The 18,438-nt window shown below is 70.6% G+C and carries 21 protein-coding genes; 13 read left to right on the plus strand and 8 right to left on the minus strand.

Going from position 1 to position 18,438, the window contains the following annotated elements; translation table 11 throughout:
* Positions 1 to 77 precede the first annotated feature (77 nt).
* The gene (locus QSK39_RS12960; RefSeq protein WP_285477832.1) at positions 78 to 692 is read right to left on the minus strand and encodes a macro domain-containing protein; all 615 of its coding nucleotides are present in this window, start codon (positions 690 to 692) and stop codon (positions 78 to 80) included.
* A gap of 98 nt (positions 693 to 790) precedes the next feature.
* Between QSK39_RS12960 and pheA the strand changes: the two genes are divergently transcribed.
* From pheA to QSK39_RS12975, 3 genes are all read left to right on the plus strand, one after another.
* Positions 791 to 1,699 (plus strand): prephenate dehydratase, encoded by a 909-nt coding sequence (pheA, locus tag QSK39_RS12965; RefSeq protein WP_285477833.1) that lies wholly within the window; start codon positions 791 to 793, stop codon positions 1,697 to 1,699.
* Positions 1,696 to 2,313 carry a histidine phosphatase family protein gene (locus QSK39_RS12970; RefSeq protein WP_285477834.1) on the plus strand — a complete coding sequence of 206 codons (618 nt, stop codon included), beginning with the start codon at positions 1,696 to 1,698 and terminating at the stop codon, positions 2,311 to 2,313. The genes pheA and QSK39_RS12970 overlap by 4 nt, the downstream gene beginning before the upstream one ends.
* 122 nt (positions 2,314 to 2,435) lie before the next feature.
* The gene (locus tag QSK39_RS12975) at positions 2,436 to 3,077 is read left to right on the plus strand and encodes a DUF4232 domain-containing protein (protein WP_502873266.1); all 642 of its coding nucleotides are present in this window, start codon (positions 2,436 to 2,438) and stop codon (positions 3,075 to 3,077) included.
* Here the strand turns inward: QSK39_RS12975 and QSK39_RS12980 are convergent.
* The 4 genes from QSK39_RS12980 to QSK39_RS12995 all read right to left on the minus strand — a co-directional run bounded on the left by QSK39_RS12980 (position 3,074) and on the right by QSK39_RS12995 (position 6,325).
* Positions 3,074 to 3,556: a hypothetical protein gene (locus tag QSK39_RS12980; protein ID WP_285477835.1), complete on the minus strand. Its 483-nt coding sequence runs from the start codon at positions 3,554 to 3,556 to the stop codon at positions 3,074 to 3,076. The two genes, QSK39_RS12975 and QSK39_RS12980, sit on opposite strands and share 4 nt — an antisense overlap.
* A gap of 38 nt (positions 3,557 to 3,594) precedes the next feature.
* Complete coding sequence (locus QSK39_RS12985; RefSeq protein ID WP_285477836.1) at positions 3,595 to 4,839, minus strand: MFS transporter; 1,245 nt, start codon at positions 4,837 to 4,839, stop codon at positions 3,595 to 3,597.
* Between the two features lie 101 nt (positions 4,840 to 4,940).
* Positions 4,941 to 5,291 carry a metallopeptidase family protein gene (locus tag QSK39_RS12990; RefSeq protein ID WP_125305989.1) on the minus strand — a complete coding sequence of 117 codons (351 nt, stop codon included), beginning with the start codon at positions 5,289 to 5,291 and terminating at the stop codon, positions 4,941 to 4,943.
* The gene (locus tag QSK39_RS12995; RefSeq protein WP_285477837.1) at positions 5,291 to 6,325 is read right to left on the minus strand and encodes a septum formation family protein; all 1,035 of its coding nucleotides are present in this window, start codon (positions 6,323 to 6,325) and stop codon (positions 5,291 to 5,293) included. Before QSK39_RS12995 ends, QSK39_RS12990 begins: the two co-directional genes overlap by 1 nt.
* A 154-nt stretch (positions 6,326 to 6,479) precedes the next feature.
* Between QSK39_RS12995 and QSK39_RS13000 the strand changes: the two genes are divergently transcribed.
* From QSK39_RS13000 to QSK39_RS13030, 7 genes are all read left to right on the plus strand, one after another.
* Positions 6,480 to 7,031 (plus strand): hypothetical protein, encoded by a 552-nt coding sequence (locus QSK39_RS13000; RefSeq protein WP_285477838.1) that lies wholly within the window; start codon positions 6,480 to 6,482, stop codon positions 7,029 to 7,031.
* A complete protein-coding gene (locus QSK39_RS13005) occupies positions 7,032 to 8,198 on the plus strand; it encodes a glutathionylspermidine synthase family protein (RefSeq protein WP_285477839.1) in 1,167 nt (388 codons plus the stop codon).
* Between the two features lie 44 nt (positions 8,199 to 8,242).
* Positions 8,243 to 8,695, plus strand: coding sequence for a DUF350 domain-containing protein (locus QSK39_RS13010; protein ID WP_285477840.1), 453 nt, complete (start codon positions 8,243 to 8,245; stop codon positions 8,693 to 8,695).
* 59 nt (positions 8,696 to 8,754) lie between these two features.
* The gene (locus QSK39_RS13015; RefSeq protein WP_285477841.1) at positions 8,755 to 9,669 is read left to right on the plus strand and encodes a haloalkane dehalogenase; all 915 of its coding nucleotides are present in this window, start codon (positions 8,755 to 8,757) and stop codon (positions 9,667 to 9,669) included.
* 546 nt (positions 9,670 to 10,215) lie between these two features.
* Positions 10,216 to 10,545, plus strand: coding sequence for a hypothetical protein (locus QSK39_RS13020; protein ID WP_285477842.1), 330 nt, complete (start codon positions 10,216 to 10,218; stop codon positions 10,543 to 10,545).
* Positions 10,546 to 10,711: 166 nt separating this feature from the next.
* Positions 10,712 to 10,900 carry a hypothetical protein gene (locus QSK39_RS13025; RefSeq protein WP_285477843.1) on the plus strand — a complete coding sequence of 63 codons (189 nt, stop codon included), beginning with the start codon at positions 10,712 to 10,714 and terminating at the stop codon, positions 10,898 to 10,900.
* 196 nt (positions 10,901 to 11,096) lie between these two features.
* The gene (locus tag QSK39_RS13030; protein WP_285477844.1) at positions 11,097 to 11,648 is read left to right on the plus strand and encodes a hypothetical protein; all 552 of its coding nucleotides are present in this window, start codon (positions 11,097 to 11,099) and stop codon (positions 11,646 to 11,648) included.
* A gap of 11 nt (positions 11,649 to 11,659) precedes the next feature.
* Here QSK39_RS13030 and QSK39_RS13035 read toward each other — a convergent pair whose 3' ends face one another.
* Entirely contained in the window at positions 11,660 to 12,514 is an 855-nt protein-coding gene (locus QSK39_RS13035) for a helix-turn-helix transcriptional regulator (RefSeq protein ID WP_285477845.1), read from the minus strand.
* A gap of 93 nt (positions 12,515 to 12,607) precedes the next feature.
* Between QSK39_RS13035 and QSK39_RS13040 the strand changes: the two genes are divergently transcribed.
* Positions 12,608 to 13,534, plus strand: coding sequence for an SDR family NAD(P)-dependent oxidoreductase (locus QSK39_RS13040; RefSeq protein ID WP_285477846.1), 927 nt, complete (start codon positions 12,608 to 12,610; stop codon positions 13,532 to 13,534).
* Here the strand turns inward: QSK39_RS13040 and QSK39_RS13045 are convergent.
* On the minus strand, positions 13,502 to 14,794 hold the full coding sequence (locus QSK39_RS13045; RefSeq protein ID WP_285477847.1) for an aspartate aminotransferase family protein: 1,293 nt from the start codon (positions 14,792 to 14,794) through the stop codon (positions 13,502 to 13,504). The two genes, QSK39_RS13040 and QSK39_RS13045, sit on opposite strands and share 33 nt — an antisense overlap.
* Positions 14,795 to 14,915: 121 nt before the next feature.
* Here QSK39_RS13045 and serS point away from each other — a divergent pair, with 121 nt between their 5' ends.
* The gene (serS, locus tag QSK39_RS13050; RefSeq protein ID WP_285477848.1) at positions 14,916 to 16,178 is read left to right on the plus strand and encodes a serine--tRNA ligase; all 1,263 of its coding nucleotides are present in this window, start codon (positions 14,916 to 14,918) and stop codon (positions 16,176 to 16,178) included.
* Positions 16,179 to 16,249: 71 nt separating this feature from the next.
* Entirely contained in the window at positions 16,250 to 17,254 is a 1,005-nt protein-coding gene (locus tag QSK39_RS13055; protein ID WP_285477849.1) for a DUF3558 family protein, read from the plus strand.
* Here the strand turns inward: QSK39_RS13055 and lhgD are convergent.
* On the minus strand, positions 17,251 to 18,438 hold the full coding sequence (lhgD, locus tag QSK39_RS13060; RefSeq protein WP_285477850.1) for an L-2-hydroxyglutarate dehydrogenase: 1,188 nt from the start codon (positions 18,436 to 18,438) through the stop codon (positions 17,251 to 17,253). The two genes, QSK39_RS13055 and lhgD, sit on opposite strands and share 4 nt — an antisense overlap.

An 18,438-nucleotide genomic window follows, 5' to 3' on the forward strand; every position in this document is an offset into this window, starting at 1 on the left:
GTTCACCTGCGTGATTAACGGTAGGGCTTACGGCCGGTGAACGCGCTGTGATGTAGTCCACGCCGGGTTTCGGTTGATCACCGCGCGTTACGGAAGACCTCGTCCCACGCCGCGGCGACCTGACGCGCGCACGTCGCGGGGTCGACGCCGCCGACGCCCGTGCCCAGGCCGGGCATCGCGATGGTGTCGACGAACTCCCGCACCGGGCCCTGGTCGAGCCCGCCGTCACGCCACTGGAGGAAGACCGCGCGCGCCGCGAGGTAGGGGTGCACGGTGTCGGCGGGCAGCCGCTCGCCGGGTCCGCGCATCGTCGGCGCGCTGATCAGCCACGCCGGCTCGGCTTCGCCGGTGGGGACGATCACCGCCTCGCCGATGGGCAGCTCGCCGCCGTGAAAAGCCAAAACGGCACTTCGGACGCTCTGCTCGACCCCGGGGAACGCCCGCGCGTAGACGGCGTCGATCCCGCCGCGCATCCAGCCGTAGGAGTTGGCCGGGCTGACCACGGCCTGGGCGACGACGTCGAGGACCGACCCGCGGTGCACCCGGACCCGGCCCGTCAGCTTCTCGGCGGCGGACGTCCAGGCGGTGGCGAGTGGTTCATCGACGGCGCACAGCACCAGCTCCGGTGTGCGAGGGGAAACCGGCGGGTGCGTGCCCTCACGGCCGGTGTGCGTGCCCGAGTCGGCGGTCACGTCCCTAGCATCGCAAAAAATGCCACCCGGCGTAACCGGTTCTGGTACCGGCTGTCCGAGTGAAAGTCGCCACGCCCGGGCCCCGTAACCTGGGTGTTGTGTCACGGATCGCATACTTCGGCCCCCAGGGGACCTTCACCGAACAGGCCGCACGGGCCCTCGCCGGCGGCGACGAACTGATTCCGGTCGAGACCGTCCGGCTGGCGATGACGGCCGTCCGCAAGGGCGAGGCGGACGCCGCGTGCGTCCCCATCGAGAACTCGGTCGAGGGCGTCGTGCCCACCACCCTCGACGCGCTCAGCGAGTCGACCCCGCTGGTCGCCGTGGCCGAACACATCCTGCCGGTCCACTTCAGCGTGCTGACGCGGCGCGGCGGCGGGGACATCAAGACCGTCGCCAGCCACCCGCACGCGCTCGCCCAGGTTCGCGAGTGGGTCGAGGCAAACCTGCCGGGTGCCCGGCCGGTCGCGTCGTCGTCGACGTCGGCGGCCGCGGTCGGCGTGCTCGAGGGCCACTTCGACGCCGCGGTCTGCGCGCCGGTCGCCGTCGAGCACTACGACCTCGAGGTGCTGGCCACCGAGGTCGCCGACGTCAGCGACGCCGCGACGCGGTTCCTGCTGGTCCGCCCGCCGGGCGAGCTGCCGGAGCCGACGGGTGCCGACCGGACGTCCGTGGTCGCCGCGGCCGCGAACCGCACCGGCACGCTGGCCGAGCTGCTCACCGCGCTGGCCGACCGCGGGATCAACCTGACCCGGCTCGACGCCCGCCCGACGCGCAGCAACTTCGGCGAGTACCGCTTCTTCATCGACTTCGAAGGGCACGTGGCCGAGCCGCGGATCCTCGACGCGCTGACGGCGTTGCGCCGGCACTGCCGCAACCTGCGGTTCCTCGGCTCGCACCCGCGCGCCGACGGGACGCGCACCACGATCCAGCCCGGGGCCGGCAACGACGACTTCGTCGACGCCGCCGTGTGGGCCGACGCGGTCCGCAAGGGGGACCTGGCGTGAGGCTGCTGCTCATCCGCCACGGTCGGACCGAAGGGAACGTCCGCGGCGCGCTGGACACCGCCCTGCCCGGCCCGCCGCTGACCGAGCTCGGCCGCACCCAGGCCGACGCCCTCGCCGAGCGGCTGGCGGGGGAGCCGATCGCCGCGGTCTACGCGTCGCAGGCGATCCGCGCCCAGCAGACGGCGGCGCCGCTGGCGGCCCGGTTCGACCTGGACGTCCAGGTCGTCGACGGCGTCCACGAGGTCGGCGCGGGTGACCTCGAAGGCGCCACCGACCACGAGTCGATCCGGGTCTACATGGACGTCGTGAAGCGGTGGACGCTCGGCGAGCTGGCGCCGTCGCTGCCCGGCGGCGAGAGCGGCACGAGCGTGCGCACCCGCATGCTCGACGCGGTCGGGCGGCTGCGCGCCAAGCACGAGCAGGCCGACCCGGACAGCGTGGTCGCGCTGGTCAGCCACGGTGGCGCGATCCGGCTTTCGGCCGAGTGGCTGGCGCCGAACGTCCACGCCGACATCGCCAACGCGGCGCTGATCCCGAACACCGGCCTGGTGGAGCTGGACGCGCGTCCGGACGGCCGGTGGTACTGCCTGACCTGGGTCGATACGCCGCTCTGAGCGACCCGAAAGTGTGATCCCGTCACGTTTAGAACACGTTTGGTGGGGAATTAACGGTTCGAACCAACCTGCCGAAGATCCGTACGTCTACCCATAAGCACCACACCAGGGAGGCGATAGACATGGTTCGGACGAAGCTTTCACGGTTGCTGCCGGTCATCGCGGCTTCGGCGGGCGTTCTCGCGCTTTCCGCCTGCGGAAGCGGCGGAACCACGAACGCGGCGAGCAGCTCGACGCCGTCGACCACGGCGTCGCCCACCTCGACCACCGCCACCACGGCCGAGTCGAGCCCGAGCAGCTCGACGCCGGCCCCGTCGACGCCCGTCCAGCCGGCGGGCAACGGCCTCTGCAAGGCCGGCGACGTCACGCTGTCGCTCGGCCAGGGCGACGCCGGCGCGGGCTCGGTGTACCGGCCGCTGCTCATCAAGAACAGCAGCTCGAAGGCGTGTGAGATCCAGGGCTTCCCCGGCGTCTCGTACGTGGCGGGCAACGACGGGCACCAGGTCGGCAAGGACGCCTTCCGCGAGGGCACCAAGGGCAACGCGGTCAAGCTGGACCCGGGCCAGACCGCGGTCGCCGACATCCAGTTCGTCAACGTGCGGAACTTCGACTCGGGCACCTGCCAGCCGACCGCGGTGAAGGGCCTGCGGATCTACCTGCCGCAGGAGACGGCGTCGAACTTCGTGCCGACCGACGGCACCGCCTGCGCGAGCACGAAGATCCCCGGCAACCAGCTCTCGGTGAAGACGGTCCACACGTCCTAGAGGCGGCCGCAGATCTCTTGGGCCTGGACCAGGTGCCGCTGGCCGGAGATGTCGTTGAAGTGCACGCTGAGCACCATGCGGCTGACGCCGTCGATGTGGTCGGCCAGCGGCTGGTAGGTGGCGTTGACCTGGGCGGCGGCCGCGGAGAGCTCGCGTGCCGCCGTCATCCGGTGCAGCCGTTCGGGCGTGAGGCCGGGTGTCAGCGCCGGCTGCGTGTCCCGGCTCGTGTCCGGTAGCTCGCCGACGCGGTCCAGAGCCTGGCACGCGGCCAGTGCGTCGTCGAGCGCGCCCGCGTGCACGCCGGACAGCCCCCAGAGCAGCCCGAGCACGCCGCCGCCGAGCACGAACCCGGCGACCGCGCACAGCACGAGCATCCGGCGTGACTGCGGCGGGGCCGCCTTGACCTCCTCTGACTCGGTCGGGGACTCGTCGAAATCGGGCTCGGCGTCGGTGCCGGTGCCCTGGTCCACGGTGCGCATAGCCGCCTCCCACCACCTGGGTGATGACGTATTTCAGCTCACAAACCCGGCTCCTGGTGCACTACCGCCACGGCTGAGTCCGATTTGTCATCGAGCGGAAAGCGCCGCAGCGCGACGGAGGCGAACCCGGCGATCGCCAGCATCGCCAGACCGGACACCGCGAACGTGCGCGCCGCGGTGCCGAGCGCCTCGGTCAGCACCCCGCCGAGCAGGGCACCGAGCGGGATCGCGCCCCAGACGACCGTGCGCCACACCCCGAGCACCCGGCCGAGCAGCTCGCCGGGCACCAGCGTGTGCCGCGCGGTGGCGAGCACGACGTTGACCGCGACCACGGCCGCCGCGAACAGGCCGAACAGGGCCGCGGCTGCGACCGACGAGCGCACCAGGCCCATCCCGCCGAACCCGGCCCCGCAGCCGAGGATCCCGCCGAGCACGACCACGCGCCGGCCCGCCGCGCGCACCAGCCGCGGGGTGACGCCCGCGCCGAGCAGCCCGCCGATGCCGCCGGCGAACGCGAAGAACCCGAAGGTCGCGTCGGACAGGTGGAGGTCGTCGAGCGCGTAGAGCACCAGCTGCGCCTGCGCGAGCTCGCTGACCAGGCTGAGCAGCCCGGCGACGACGACCAGGCGCTTGAGCAGGGCGTTCCCGCGCAGCCAGCGCAGGCCGTCGGCCAGCTCGGTGCGCAGCCGGGCGGGCTCCCGGACTTCGCGCCGCGGCCGGTAGCTGCCGGCGAGCCCGAGCAGCACCGCGGCCGCGATCGCGAAGCCCGCGGAGTTGAGGACGAAGGGGAGGGCGGCGAAGAGCGCGAAGGTCAGGCCGCCGACCGGGCCGCCGAGGAACGTCTGGCCGACGATCTCGCACGCCTGGAGCTTGCTGTTCGCCGCGTCGAGCGAGCCGTCGCCGACGACCGCCGGGATCAGGGCGTTGGCCGCGCTGTCCGCGATCGTCTCGGCCGTCCCGATGACCAGCGCCGTCAGGTAGACCAGCCAGATCGTCATCCCGCCGGCGGCGACGAGCACGGCGAGGGTGCCGACGGCGACGGCGCGGGCGGTGTTCGCGGCGATCATCGCGCGCCGCCGGTCGATCCGGTCGACCAGCGCGCCGGCGACGGCGGCGAAGAGCAGCCAGGGCAGGAACTGGGTGGCGGACAGCCCGGCGATCAGGAGGGGATCGCGGGTCAGCGTCGTCGCCAGCAGGGGCAGGGCCACCTTGCCGATGCCGTCGCCCAGGTGCGAGGCGGCGCTCGACGTCAGCAGCCACGTGAGTCTCCGGGCAGGGTGCACCGCGACCCCCAGTACTCATCGCAGTCAGTCAATGACTTCGAGTAACAGGATAAGCGCAGATGTCACCCTGTGGTGGTCACGGTGTCACTACTGGTGCGAGGTCAGCCCCAGCCGAGCTCGTGCAACCGGGCGTCGTCGATGCCGAAGTGGTGACCCAGCTCGTGCACGACGGTGATGAGGACCTCTTCGACGACCTCGTCCTCGTCCTCGCACATCGAGAGGATCGGCTGCCGGTAGATCGAGATCCGGTCGGGCAGGACCCCGCCGTACGACGACGTCCGCTCGGTGAGCGCGATCCCGTGGTAGAGGCCGAGGATGTCCGGGGCTTCGTCGTTGAACTCCTCGACCAGCACGACGACGTTGTCCATCGCCTTCGCGAACTCCGGCGGCACCTCGTCCAGGGCTTCCGAGACCAGCTCCTCGAACCGCTCCCGGCTCATCTCGACCGGCATCAGCCGTTCTGCTTCGACGTCGGCGGGGCCGAGCTCGACGTCGCCGGCCCGCCGCCCCCGTCCGAAGGCGGGCCGCCGTCCTGCGGTGCGCCGCTGGGGCCGTCGGGACCGGCCGGGGCGGCCTTGATGCTGCCGGTCACGGCCAGCAGGCCGCTCTTGTCCGGCAGCAGCGCCGCCACCTTGCAGTTGACCTTGGACGACCCGGCGTCCCAGCTCTCCTGCTCCCGCAGGTCCCAGGTCAGGATCAGCTTCTTGGCGTCCAGGTCGGCGCCGCCCGTGTAGTCCGCCGCCTGCTTGGTGCACTCGGTGTCGAGCCACGCCTTCTGGTCGTCCTGCGACGGGTAGGTGTCCTTGAACTTCGTCTTCAGGTCGAGCGTTGCGATGATCTCGTAGGAGTGCGGCTTGCTGCAGTCGAGCGGGTCGCCGACGCCCTTGCCCTGCAGCGCGAGGCAGGTGCCCGGCTCGAACACGAGCGACTGGTCCTGCTCCTTCGCCGGCCCGGTGGTCGGCAGCAGCGTGCCGCCGGGGCCCGCCCACTGCAGGCCGCAGCGCAGCTGGCGGTCGCCGTCGGCCCACTGCGACGGCGTCGGGCGCAGCAGGTTCGTCGTGAGCTTGCCGTACGGGTCGAGGTTGTGGCCGAGGTACGGCTTCACGTCCGACGTGCACTTCTGCTGGGCGATCTGCTGCCATTGGTCCAGCGACGGCACCGGCGCGCCCTCCGGGAACTGGGCGCCGATGTCCACGAGCGCGGTCACCTCGAACTTGTGCGGCTGCGTGCAGGCCACCTTGCTCGCGTCGCTCGCGTCCGGGTTCGTCCAGGTCAGGCAGCTGCCGGGGGGCGAATGGAACGCCTCCTCGGCCGCCGGGGACAGCTTGCCGGCGCCGCCGCCGGCCCCGCCCGCGATGTCGCCGCCCCACGAGAAGACGACGCTGAGGGCGAGCGCGATGAGCGCGCCCGCGAAGATCCCGCCCATCACGACGCGGGTGCGCAGCGTCTGCGTGGCGGCTGGGAACCGATCGGCGCTGGGAGACATCGCAGTCCATGATGCCCGCGCCGCGCGAGACGTGCGCGACCTGGGTGGTTAGGGTGGGTCACGGTTTCGTGGTGGCCGGGATTACGGAGCGCACATGACGCAGGACAGCAACACTGGGGACCAGCCGCCCCCCGAGCCGCCGAAGCGCGGTTCCATGAGGTTCCAGGACTCGAACACACAGCCCCGCCAGCCTTCGGTCGCGGAGCAGCGAGCGCGTCAGCAGGCGCTCGCGCAGGAGGAACGCGACGCCGAGCTGGCCCGCCAGGCCGACGCCAAGGCGGCGACCCGGCGCAAGATCCTGATCGGCAGCGGCGTGACCGTCGGTCTCGTCGGCCTGGTCGCGACGTTCTACACGGTCGCGAAGCCGGCCGGCGAGGTCACCGCGGTCTGCACCGACTCCAACGGCATCGTCCAGGGCGACGACAACTGCGACGAGACCTACGTGACCAGTCACGGCGGGTACTCCAGCGGTGGCTTCCTGTTCCTGCCGATCGGCGGGGGCGGGTACAACAGCTACCGCTACAACTACGGCGGCACCGGCGTCATCGGGCAGCGCGTGTCGGGTGGTTCGTACGACGCGCCGTCGTCGCGGACCAGCGTCAACACGAAGTCCGGCAAGTCCGTCCAGCGCGGCGGCTTCGGCATCAGCGGCAAGAGCGGCAGCACCGGCGGGACCGGCGGCAGCGGCAAGAGCGGGGGATCTTAGGTGTACCGGGACCGGCGTGAGCCGCGGCGCGACTGGCAGCGGATCGTCGAGGAGCAGGGGCTCGTCTACGGCACGCCGGCCCGCGACGCGAGCGGGCGGATGCGGCCCTACTGGGACGAGTCGGTGCACTACGTCTTCGACATGGACGAGGTCCTCTCGCTCGAAGCCGACGTCGAACTGCTGCACTCGATGTGCCTGGAGGCCGTCGACAACGTCGTGACCACCGAGGGCTACCAGCGGTTCGGCATCCCGGAGTGGGTCTGGCCGCACATCGCCGAGTCGTGGAAGCGGCAGGACCCGCACGTCTACGGCCGGTTCGACCTGCGCTACGACGGCAAGTCGCCGGCGAAGCTGCTGGAGTACAACGCGGACACGCCGACCACGCTGCTGGAGGCGTCGCTGCTGCAGTGGCACTGGAAGACCGACGTCTTCCCGGACGACGACCAGTGGAACTCGATCCACGAGAAGCTCGTCGAGCGGTGGTCCTTCCTGCAGGACAAGCTGCCGTCGAACGAACTGCACTTCACCTGGTCGGCCGCCGACCCCTCCGGCGAGGACAACGTCACCACGGCGTACCTCCAGGAGACCGCGGCCGAGGCCGGGCTCGACACGGTGGGGCTGGCGATCGAGGAGATCGGCTGGGACCCGGTGCTCAAGCGGTTCGTCGACCTCGAAGAGTCGCAGATGGCGACCGTGCTGAAGCTGTACCCGTGGGAGTGGGTGGTCGACGAGGAGTTCGGCCGCCACGCCGTCGAGTCGCTGCCGCGGACGCTGTGGATCGAGCCGCTCTGGAAGATGATCCTCTCCAACAAGACGCTGCTGGCGATCCTGTGGGAGAACTACCCGGGCCACCCGAACCTGCTGCCGGCGTTCGCCGACGACCCCGGCCTGCTCACCGAGTACGTCCGGAAGCCGAAGCTGGGGCGCGAGGGCGCCAACGTCCAGATCGTCGCGACCGGCTACGAGACCCAGACCGACGGCGTCTACGGCGCCGAGGGCTTCGTCTACCAGGCGTTCGACCCGCTGCCCGAGTTCGACGGCTACCGGCCGGCGCTCGGCGCGTGGATCGTCGGGGACAGCTCCGCCGGGCTCGGCATCCGGGAGACCGGCGGCCTGGTCACCGACGACGGTGCGGCATTTGTCCCACATCGCATCCCCGAGTCGTGATACAACACCGCTGCTGATCAGCTCTTTCTCCTGGGAGACAACTCGTGAACACGACCCTTGCGCTGTCCGACACGTTCGGCTCCGACCTCGTGCGGGGGATCGGCGCGATCCTGCTCTACGGCGTCATCGGCCTGCTGCTGATGTTCGCCGGCTTCTACGCGATCGACTGGACCACGCCGGGCAAGCTGTCGAAGCTGGTCACGCAGGGCCTGCCGAACGCCGTGATCGTGACCGCGTCCGGGATGCTCTCGATGGCGTTCATCGTCGTCGTGGCGATCTTCAACTCGGCCAGCGACCTCACCGAGGGCCTGATCACCTCGCTGGTCTACGGCCTGCTCGGGATCATCGTCCAGGTGATCGCGGTCCGGCTGCTGGAGTGGGCGACCCGCATCGACGTGGCGTCGACCATCGAGAGCGAGCACTTCGCCCCGGTGAGCATCGTCGTCGCGGCCGCGCACATCGGCCTGGGCCTCGTGGTGGCGGTCGGCATCTCCTGATCCGGGCTTTGTGAGCCGGGCCACGCGACGCGTGGCCCGGCTCTTCCGTTCCCACTAGCGTGGGGTTCGTGCGCCTGCTGAGGACACCGGACGACCGGTTCACGGACCTGCCCGACTTCCCCTTCGAGCCGAAGTACGTCGAGCTCGACGACCCGCACGGCGGCGTGATCAGAGTCGGCTACGTGGAGGCGGGCCCCGCCGACGGCCGGCCGGTGCTCCTGCTGCACGGCGAGCCCAGCTGGTCCTTCCTCTACCGCAAGATGCTCCCGGTGCTGGCCGCGGCCGGGCTGCGCGCGATCGCGCCGGACCTGGTCGGCTTCGGGCGGTCCGACAAGCCCGGCGACCAGGTGGACCACACCTACGCGCGGCACGTCGAGTGGATGCGCGGCTTCGCGTTCGACGCACTGGACCTGCACGACGTGACGCTGGTCGGCCAGGACTGGGGCGGCCTCATCGGGCTGCGGCTGGTCGCGGAGAACCCCTCGCGGTTTTCCGGCGTCGTGGCGGCCAACACGGGCCTGCCCACGGGAGACGTCGACATGCCCGCCGTGTGGCACTCGTTCCGGGAGGCCGTGGAGAAGGCTCCGGTGCTGGACGTCGCCCGGTTCGTCCAGTCGGGCTGCCGCTCGAAGCTGTCCGACACCGAGCGGGCGGCCTACGACGCGCCGTTCCCCAACGAGATGTACAAGGCGGGCCCGCGGGCGATGCCGTCGCTGGTGCCGTACCGGCCGGACGACCCGGCGTCCGAGGCGAACCGCGCGGCGTGGAAGACGTTGACCGAGCTGGAGATCCCGTTCCTGGTGGCGTTCTCCGACGGCGACCCGATCACCGGCGGGATGGCCCCGATCCTGCAGCGCTCGCTGAAGGGCGCGCAGGGTCCGGACCACCCGGTGATCGCGGACGCGGGGCACTTCCTCCAGGAGGACAAGGGCGAGGAGCTGGCCGAGCACGTCGTGCGGTTCATCCGGGGCTAAGCAGCTCCCCACCGCCGAATTCGATACCTGATGGTGATCAACCGGATACAGTCAGGGACGAATCAGTGGGGTGAGCGGTGGAACATATCGGCCGACTACGGTGACGCGATCGGCAGCTGTAACCGCGTCCGCGGTGACCTGGCCCAGGCGATGCGGCGTCCGGAGCAGTTCGGTGGCGACGCGCTCGGACCGGTGTACCAGGCATACCTGGCCTTGCACGACTGCGTATCGGGACTTCTCAGCGAGACCAAGACGAATCTGGACGACAGAACGACCCCGAGCTGGGTGGGAAGCTGTGAGCTTCGACCAGCTGATGCAGCATGCCAGGGACGTCACGGACAAGGCCGTCGAGCTGACGGCCAGGGAGATCGCCCAGAAAAGGCGACGCAATCCGGGGCGAACCCCGACCGGAACGCCATCCGGCAGCACTTCGCTTTCATCGAGTCGATGTTCGAACCTTCTCCCGGCTACCCGATCCGGCGAGGTACGACCCGCTGATCGCCGACCTGAACGCGGCCATGGCAGGGCTGGACCGGTGACGCCGCGATGGCGTTCAAAGCCAACTTCGTGGATACCTTCAAGACGATCGCCGGAAACCGGTTCACGGTGCTGTCGATCCTCAAGGGCGTTCTCCAGGCGCACCGGGCGATGTGGCTGAAAGCACGCGATGACATCGACAAGATCGCGGAGAACACCAAGAACGCGCTCGACAACGCAGGTGGCTGCGGTAAGAACCAGTGGAGTTTCGACTTCTCGGTGCTCTCCGCGGTCAGCGCGATCGGCGGGGTGGTCATCGCTGTCGTGACCGGTGGGTCATCCCCCTTGCTGCGATCGGAGCGCTCGCTTCGGTGGGTGGCGCGGGCGTGGCCGGCCTGACGGCGTCCGGGGACTCGGCCGAGACGATCGTCAACTCGATGAAGCAGGCGGTCGACGAACTCGCCAGGCACAGGCCGCGATCGACGAAACGGCTCTCAATGTTGAAGCTGACGATCTGCGGGATTCGAACTTTTTCGCCGACCGGGCGAAAGTGGAGGCTGTCGGTGTGTCCGACGACGAACGAATCACGATCACGACGGTCGGTATGACGAGCTTCTCGGTTCGGATCTTGCCAGGAACCGTCCGAGAGGTGCCCGAAGATCACTTCGCCGCGGGCGCCTCGGCAGCGGCCACCAGGTTGATCGAAGATTTCCGGGACAAGGTGTCCGGGCTCAAGAAGCGGTACTACGAATGACGAGGCGAAAGCTCCTGATTGTGGCCGCTGTCGTGGTGGTCGCCGCCGGCGGAGTCGCCGCTGTGGTGTTGTCGGCCCGGGGCGAGCCGGCGGCGGGTCCGTGCGACATCCCGGCGTCGGTTCGTGAGTCGCCGGTGCCCGTGAAGGCCGGGATCGAAGTCGAGGAAAAGGGGTTTCGACCTCAGGATTGGCGAGCATGGGTGCGGTCCTGCGCAACACCGGCGACCGGATCGCCCACCGGACCAGGGTGACGCTCAAGGTGGTCGTCTCGGTCGACGGGCTGCCTCCGGGACCCATCCAGGGGCCGCTGATGACGAGGGAAATCCCGGTGCTCATGCCGGGGCAACGCGTGGGTGTGGGCCGACCGCTCGTCGACATCAGCGCGGCGAACCGGGTGGTCTCGGCGGATGTCGAAGTGGGGACGACCACCTGGCTGCCCGCCGACGTGGTTCGGTACACCGAGAGCTCGGCCAACTGCCGGGCGCTGACCGCCCGTCGTACCGCGGTGGTGTTCCGCGACGTGAACGGCAAGATCGTCGACGGTGGCTTGCTGCCACCCGATGGCAAGGGCAACCCGGCCGGCAGCTCGCAGCAGGCGCCGTCGAGCCCGTCGTGCTCACCCGGAGAACGCAGCACCTGGGTCGTGCCGTTGCAGAACATCCCGCCCGGCACGGACGACAAGCGAACCGAGCTGTTCTCGTACTGCGATCTCAACGCCCCGCCGTCCGATGTGAACGCGGTCGACTGAAGCCCGGTGGGCTAGACCTCCAGCGACTGGGTGCCGAGGACGGTGGCGAGCTCCAGGCGCTGGGCGTCCTCGGTGCCGGGCTCGGCGGTGTAGACGGAGATGCGCAGGTCGTCCAAGGCGACGAGCAGCGTGTCGCAGTCGAGGGTGATCAACCCGGCCGCCGGGTGGTCGACGGTCTTGCGCCGGGACGGGTCGGCCAGGGGTGGCGGGGCTTCGGCGTCCCACAGCTCGGCGAACCGCGGGCTGCCGGCGGCCAGCTCGGCGACCAGGCGCCGCAGCGCGCGGTCGGCCGGGTAGCGCGACGTCGTCAGGCGCAGGTCGGCCACGAGCCTTGCCTCGTGTTCGGCCTGCTCCTGCGGGGTGTGCACGACCCGCGACGGCAGGCCGGTGACGTTGCGCCAGACGGCGTTGCGCTCGAGGCCGCGCCAAGTGCTCGTGTCGCCCATGAGCGCGTGGTACGGCGCGTTGGCCAGCACGAGCGTCCAGCTGGCGTCGTACACGACGACCGGGGTGTGCGACAGCCGGTCGAGCAGCCGCTGCACGCTCGGGGCGACCCGCGACGGCACGACGTCCGGGCCGGGTGCGGCGTGCCCGGCCAGCCGGTAGAGCAGGTCGCGTTCGGCGTCGGCCAGGCGCAGGGCCCTGGCCAGCGACTCCACCACCTGCGCCGAGGGCGCGGTCGCGCGGCCCTGCTCGAGCCGGGTCAGGTAGTCGGCGGAGATCCCGGCGAGCGTGGCCAGTTCTTCGCGGCGCAACCCGCTCGCGCGGCGCCGCCGTCCGACCGGTACTCCGACGGCCTCGGGCGCCACGCGGTCGCGCCAGCGGCGCACCGTCCGGCCGAACTCCCACGCCTCCACGCCGTCCATTCTGGACGACCCCGCCCCCGTTGTCCTGGTCCTGGCAGTCCTACGAAAACCGGACGCCTGGTTGCGGCGCGGGCGTGCTCGCAGGCTGGAACCATGACCGAACCCGGAACCGTCCTCATCACCGGCCCGACGCGCAACCTGGGCCGCCACGCCGTGCTGGCGCTGGCCGGCCGTCCCGAAAAGCCTGATCTGCTGCTCGTCGGCCGCGCCGGGCCCGACCTGACCGCAGTCGCCGACGAAGCCCGGGCGCTGGGCGCCAACGTCCGCGAGATCGGCTGCGACCTGGCGAACCTGGCCGACGTCCGCGCCGCCGCGGCCACGGCCCGCGAGCTGCTCGCCACCGGCGCCGTCCGCCCGCTGCGCGCGCTGGTCGCCAACGCCGGCGTCATGTCGGCCGACACCCGGCGGGCCTCGGCCGACGGCTACGAGCTGACCTTCGCCGTCAACTACCTCGCCCACGCCCAGCTCATCGGCGACCTGCTCGGCTCGTTCGCCGCTCCGGCGCGGGTCGTGCTGATCGGCTCGAACACCTACCACGCCAACTTCTGGCGCAAGCTGCTCCACGTGGCCGAGGCCGACTGGGCCGACCCCGTCGAGCTGGCCCGCCCGGCCACCGGCGAGCCGAGCATGGAGACGTCCGGCGTCGCCTACTCCAACGCCAAGCTGGCGATCCTGTACTACGCCCACGAACTGCAGCGGCACACGGACGTCCACGTGTCCGTGTTCGAGCCCGGCTGGATGCCCGGCACCGCGCTGGGCCGCGGCGCGCCCGCCGCGTTCCAGGCGATGAGCCGTGCCCTGGGCCGGCTTCCCGGCGTCTCGACGCCCCAGCGCTCGGGGCCGCTGCTGGCCGCGCTGGCCGTCGACGACAAGTGGGCGCACCTGCGCGACGGCGCCTTCGTGGTGAAGGACAAGCTGACCGAGGTCCAGCCGGTCGCCCACGATCGTGATCGCGAGCGCCGGCTGTGGGAGGCGACCGCCGAACTGCTAGGCGAGCGCAGCGTGGGTCGCCGCGAGTGAGTCGACCAGGATGTCCACGCCCTCCTGGGCTTCCTCGGCGGTGAGCGTCATCGGCGGGCCCAGCCGCAGCACGTTGCCGTGCAGGCCGCCCTTGCCGATCAGCAGCCCGCGCTTCTTGGTCTCCTCCAGCATCCGGGCCGCCGCGGCCACGTGCGGCTCCGTCGTGCCCGGCTTGATCAGCTCGACGCCGATCATCAGGCCCTTGCCGCGGACCTCGGCCACCAGCGGCGACGAAGCCGCGCGCAGCCCGTCGAGCAGCTGACGGCCGCGGGCCGCGCAGTTGGCCTGGAGGTCGTGGTCCTTGATGTAGTCGAGCACCGCCGTCGCGCCGGCCATCGAGACCGGGTTGCCGCCGAACGTCGAGAACGACTGGGCCTGGAAGCAGTCCAGGACGTCGCCGCGAGCGACCACGCCACCCACCGCGAGCCCGTTGCCCAGGCCCTTCGCGAACGTCATCATGTCCGGCGTCACGCCGTGGGCGTCGATGCCCCAGAAGTGCTCGCCCGTGCGGCCCCAGCCGGTCTGGACCTCGTCGGAGATGAACAGCACGCCGTATTCGTCGAGCACCTCCTTCATCGCCCGGAACAGGCCGTCCGGCGGGAGGCTGAACCCGCCGACGCCCTGGATGGGCTCGGCGATCAGGCACGCGACGTCGCCCGCCGTCGCCGTGTCCAGCACGTCCACCAGGTCCGCGACGCAGGCCTTGATGTAGTCGGCGTCGGACATGTCCCGGAAGGGGCTGCGGTAGCGGTAGCCGCCGTGGACGTAGTTGACCTTGACCGGGCTCAGCGCCGACGCCGACCAGCCGCGGTTGCCGGTGATCGCGACCGTCCCGAAGGATCGGCCGTGGTAGGAGTTCCGCATCGCCAGCACCTGGTTGCTGCGCCGGAACTGCGTCGCGAGCATCAGCGCCGTGTCGTTGGCCTCGCTGCCGGAGTTGGTGAAGAAGACCTTCGCGTCCGGGATGTTCGCCAGCTTCGCGATCCGCTCGGCCAGCTCGACCTGCGAGCGGATCAGGTACAGCGTCGAGGTGTGCAGGATGCCGGTGTCGAGCTGCTTGCGGACCGCGTCGCCGATCTCGGCGACGTCGTAGCCCATCGAGTTGGTCAGCACGCCGGCGAAGAAGTCGAGGTAGGTGCGGCCCTGCGAGTCCGTCATCCGCCGGTCGTGCGCGTGCACGATCTCGATCGGCTCTTCGTAGAGCAGGGACATCCAGGACGGCATGACTGCGCGGTGCCGGGCGAGCAGCTCGTCGGTCATCGGGGCGCCTCCTCCGGGGTTTCCCTGGAGTATGAGGAGCCCGTGAACAGCGCTTCAACGATCAGACTGTCGGGATAACCCAGTAGGGACGCACAGTCTGTACGGACTACCCTCTGTCTTCGTGATTGACCCCAGGACTCTGCGCGATGACCCGGAAGCCGTGCGCGCGTCGCAGCGCGCCCGTGGTGAAGACGAGGGAGTGGTCGACAAGCTGCTCTCCCTCGACTCCCGGCGCCGCTCTTCGATCGCGGCCGCGGACAAGCTGCGCAACGAGCAGAAGGTGCTGGGCAAGCAGATCCCGAAGGCGCCGCCGGAGGAGAAGCAGCAGCTGCTGGCGACGGCCAAGGAGCTCGCCGCGCAGGTCAAGGCCGCCGAGGCGGAGCAGAACACGTCGTCGGAGGAGTTCGACCAGCTCTTCCGGACCGTGGCGAACCTCGTGCACCCGGACGCGCCGGTCGGCGGCGAAGACGACTTCACCGTGCTCAAGCACGTCGGCGAGCCGACGAAGCTCGGCTTCACCCCGAAGGACCACCTCGAGCTGCTCGAAGCGCTCGGCGGCGTCGACATGGAACGCGGCGCGAAGGTCTCGGGCTCGCGGTTCTACTTCCTCACCGGCGTCGGCGCGCAGCTGCAGCTCGGCCTGCTCAACATGGCCATCGCGCAGGCGCTGGAGAACGGCTTCACGCCGATGATCACGCCGTCGCTGGTCCGCCCGGAGATCATGGCCGGCACCGGCTTCCTCGGCCAGCACTCGAGCGAGATCTACCACCTCGAGGACGACGACCTGTACCTCGTCGGCACGTCGGAGGTGCCGCTCGCCGGCTTCCACGCCGACGAGATCCTCGACCTGAACGACGACGCGAAGCGCTACGCGGGCTGGTCGTCCTGCTACCGCCGCGAGGCCGGCTCATACGGCAAGGACACCCGCGGCATCATCCGCGTCCACCAGTTCGACAAGGTGGAGATGTTCGTCTACACCAAGCCGGAGGACGCCGAGGCGGAGCACGCCCGGCTGCTGGACTGGGAAGAGCAGATGCTCGCGAAGATCGAGGTGCCCTACCGGGTCATCGACACCGCGACCGGCGACCTCGGCACGTCCGCGCACCGCAAGTTCGACTGCGAGGCGTGGATCCCGACGCAGGAGACCTACCGCGAGCTGACCTCGACGTCCAACTGCACGACGTTCCAGGCCCGCCGGCTGTCGGTCCGCTACCGCGGCGAGAACGGCAAGCCGCTGATCGCCGCGACGCTCAACGGCACCCTGGCCACCACCCGGTGGATCGTCGCGATCGTCGAGAACCACCAGCAGGAGGACGGTTCCGTCCGCGTGCCGGAGGCGCTGCGCCCGTTCGTCGGCGGCAAGGAAGTCCTCACGCCCCGCTGATTCGGCGTTATGCCAGGTGCGCACCCGTTCGGCCCAGTAAGGTCCGGGCCGAACGGGAGAGGACTCTTCGCATGCGCATGAAGTGGCAGGTCGTCGCGGCCGTGGCGGCCCTGACCGTGGTGGTGTCCGGCTGCACGGTGGCCGTCGGCGGCTCGGCGTCGCCGGTGCCGGGCCAGGGCCCGATCGTCAAGGCGATCGACGCCTGTTCTCTCCTCGACGAAGGCCAGCTCGACGCCCTCGGCTACGAGGCCAAGGGCCGCTCGGTGCCGGAGAACAAGGACCGGAACCAGACGGCGATGTGCCTCTGGAACACCAAGGACGACATCAAGCCGACGGCCATCCTCAACGTCGGCTACACGACGGACATCGACTTCAACGAGTACATCGCCGGCGCCGTCCCGAAGGGCGACCCGCAGCAGATCGCCGGGTTCAGCTGGCGGCAGTACCCGTCGATCCTCTCCGACGACTGCGTGCTGTACGCCCTGCTCGGGGACAAGTCCTTCGCGTACGTCAGCGTGTCGGAACCGCCGATCGAGAAGTCGTGCGAGCTGGCGAAGGCGGCGGTCCCGCAGGTCGCGGCCCACCTGCCCGGCGGCCAGGACGCGCCGTCGATCACGCCGACCACGCCGGCCAAGGCGGAGCCGGGCGGGCCGCTGCTGTCGGCCGACCCGTGCGCGATGCTGAAGCCGGACCAGGTGGCGCAGCTGAAGAACATCTCGCCGACCGGGGAGAAGGACACCTCGTCGTCGGTGCCCAACGCGACCTACTGCCTCTGGGACGACACCGACGGCGACCAGGGCCAGAAGGCGTTCGAAGTCTGGTTCGGCCCCAGCACCCCGGTGGCCGACTGGCCGGGTGTGAACGGTGTCCAGCCGACCGAGACCGTCGACGCCGGCGGCAAGAAGTGGGGCATCTTCCCGAACATGGGTGGGCTGCGCGCGACCTGCGGCGCGACCCTGGCGATCACCGACACGTCGTCGGTGCAGGTGGTCAGCGGGTTCATCGGCGACGACACCAAGACCTGCGACGTCCTGAAGCAGGGCCTGCCGCTGGTGACGGCGAACCTGCCGAGCTAGCCCTCCGACACCTGGTCGGCGATGTGGCGCGCGATCTCCAGCGCGCTCGTCGCGGCCGGCGACGGCGCGTTCAGGACGTGCACCTGGTCGCGCGCGGTCTCGATGAGGAAGTCGTCGACGAGCGAGCCGTCGCGGCGCATCGCCTGCGCGCGCACGCCGGAGCCGTGGCGGACGATGTCGTCCTCGGTGACGGCCGGGACGAGCCGGGCGAGGCTCGCGGCGAAGCGCTTCTTCGAGAACGAGCGCCGGACCTCGTCGAGCCCGGTCGGGAACGCGTACTTCTTCGCGAGCCGCCAGACGCCGGGGAAGGCCGCGACCTCGGCGACGTCCTTCGCGGAGAAGTCGCCCCAGCGGTAGCCCTCGCGGCGCAGCGCGAGCACGGCGTTCGGGCCCGCGTGCACGCTGCCGTCGAGCATCCGCGTGAGGTGCACGCCGAGGAACGGCAGCGTCGGGTCCGGCACCGGGTAGATCAGGCCCTTGACCAGGCCGCGGCGTTCGGGCTTGAGCTCGTAGTACTCACCCCGGAACGGCACGATCTTCGCCGACGGCGTCAGCCCGGCCAGCCGCGCGACGCGGTCGGAGTGCAGGCCGGCGCAGTTCACGAGCCCGTCCGCGACGACGACGTCTTCCCCGGTCGCGACCTCGACCCCGCCGGTGCTCCCGGCGCGGATGGCCAGCGCGGGGCTGTTCAGCCGGAGGTCGACGCCGGCCTCGTCGAGCAGCCGGACGAGCGCCTGGCAGACGCCGGGGAAGTCGATGATCCCGGTGGACTCGACCCGCAGCGCGGCGACGCAGGCGACCTCGGGCTCGTACTCGCGCGCTTCGGCGGGGGAGATCTTCTTCGCCGGGACGCCGTTGGCTTCGGCCCGCTCGGCGAGCGTGTTCAGCGCCGGGATCTCCTTCTCGTCGGTCGCGACGACGAGCTTCCCGCAGACCTCGACGGGCACGCCGTACTGCCGCGCGAAGTCCACGATGGACCGGTTCCCGGCGACGGACATGCGTGCCTTGAAGGACCCGGGCTTGTAGTAGAGCCCGGCGTGGACGACGTTCGAGTTGTGCCCGGTCTGGTGCGCCGCCCACTGCGGCTCCTTCTCCAGCACCGTGACGTCCAGCCCGCGCCTGGTCAGCTCCCAGGCCACGGCCAGACCGACGATCCCACCCCCGACGACCACCACGTTGCGCAC

Source organism: Amycolatopsis sp. NBRC 101858 (assembly GCF_030269325.1).
GTDB classification, from domain to species: domain Bacteria; phylum Actinomycetota; class Actinomycetes; order Mycobacteriales; family Pseudonocardiaceae; genus Amycolatopsis; species Amycolatopsis ponsaeliensis.

What these genes read in the sequence shown, in the direction of transcription:
- QSK39_RS13020 (WP_285477842.1), top strand. Translation starts at nt 10,216, where the DNA reads ATGGCGTTCAAAGCCAACTTCGTGGATACCTTCAAGACGATCGCCGGA.
- QSK39_RS13045 (WP_285477847.1), bottom strand. Translation starts at nt 14,794, where the DNA reads ATGACCGACGAGCTGCTCGCCCGGCACCGCGCAGTCATGCCGTCCTGG.
- QSK39_RS13030 (WP_285477844.1), top strand. Translation starts at nt 11,097, where the DNA reads ATGGGTGCGGTCCTGCGCAACACCGGCGACCGGATCGCCCACCGGACC.
- QSK39_RS12975 (WP_502873266.1), top strand. Translation starts at nt 2,436, where the DNA reads ATGGTTCGGACGAAGCTTTCACGGTTGCTGCCGGTCATCGCGGCTTCG.
- QSK39_RS13040 (WP_285477846.1), top strand. Translation starts at nt 12,608, where the DNA reads ATGACCGAACCCGGAACCGTCCTCATCACCGGCCCGACGCGCAACCTG.
- QSK39_RS12980 (WP_285477835.1), bottom strand. Translation starts at nt 3,556, where the DNA reads ATGCGCACCGTGGACCAGGGCACCGGCACCGACGCCGAGCCCGATTTC.
- QSK39_RS13055 (WP_285477849.1), top strand. Translation starts at nt 16,250, where the DNA reads ATGCGCATGAAGTGGCAGGTCGTCGCGGCCGTGGCGGCCCTGACCGTG.
- QSK39_RS12990 (WP_125305989.1), bottom strand. Translation starts at nt 5,291, where the DNA reads ATGCCGGTCGAGATGAGCCGGGAGCGGTTCGAGGAGCTGGTCTCGGAA.
- QSK39_RS13000 (WP_285477838.1), top strand. Translation starts at nt 6,480, where the DNA reads ATGAGGTTCCAGGACTCGAACACACAGCCCCGCCAGCCTTCGGTCGCG.
- QSK39_RS13035 (WP_285477845.1), bottom strand. Translation starts at nt 12,514, where the DNA reads ATGGACGGCGTGGAGGCGTGGGAGTTCGGCCGGACGGTGCGCCGCTGG.
- QSK39_RS12995 (WP_285477837.1), bottom strand. Translation starts at nt 6,325, where the DNA reads ATGTCTCCCAGCGCCGATCGGTTCCCAGCCGCCACGCAGACGCTGCGC.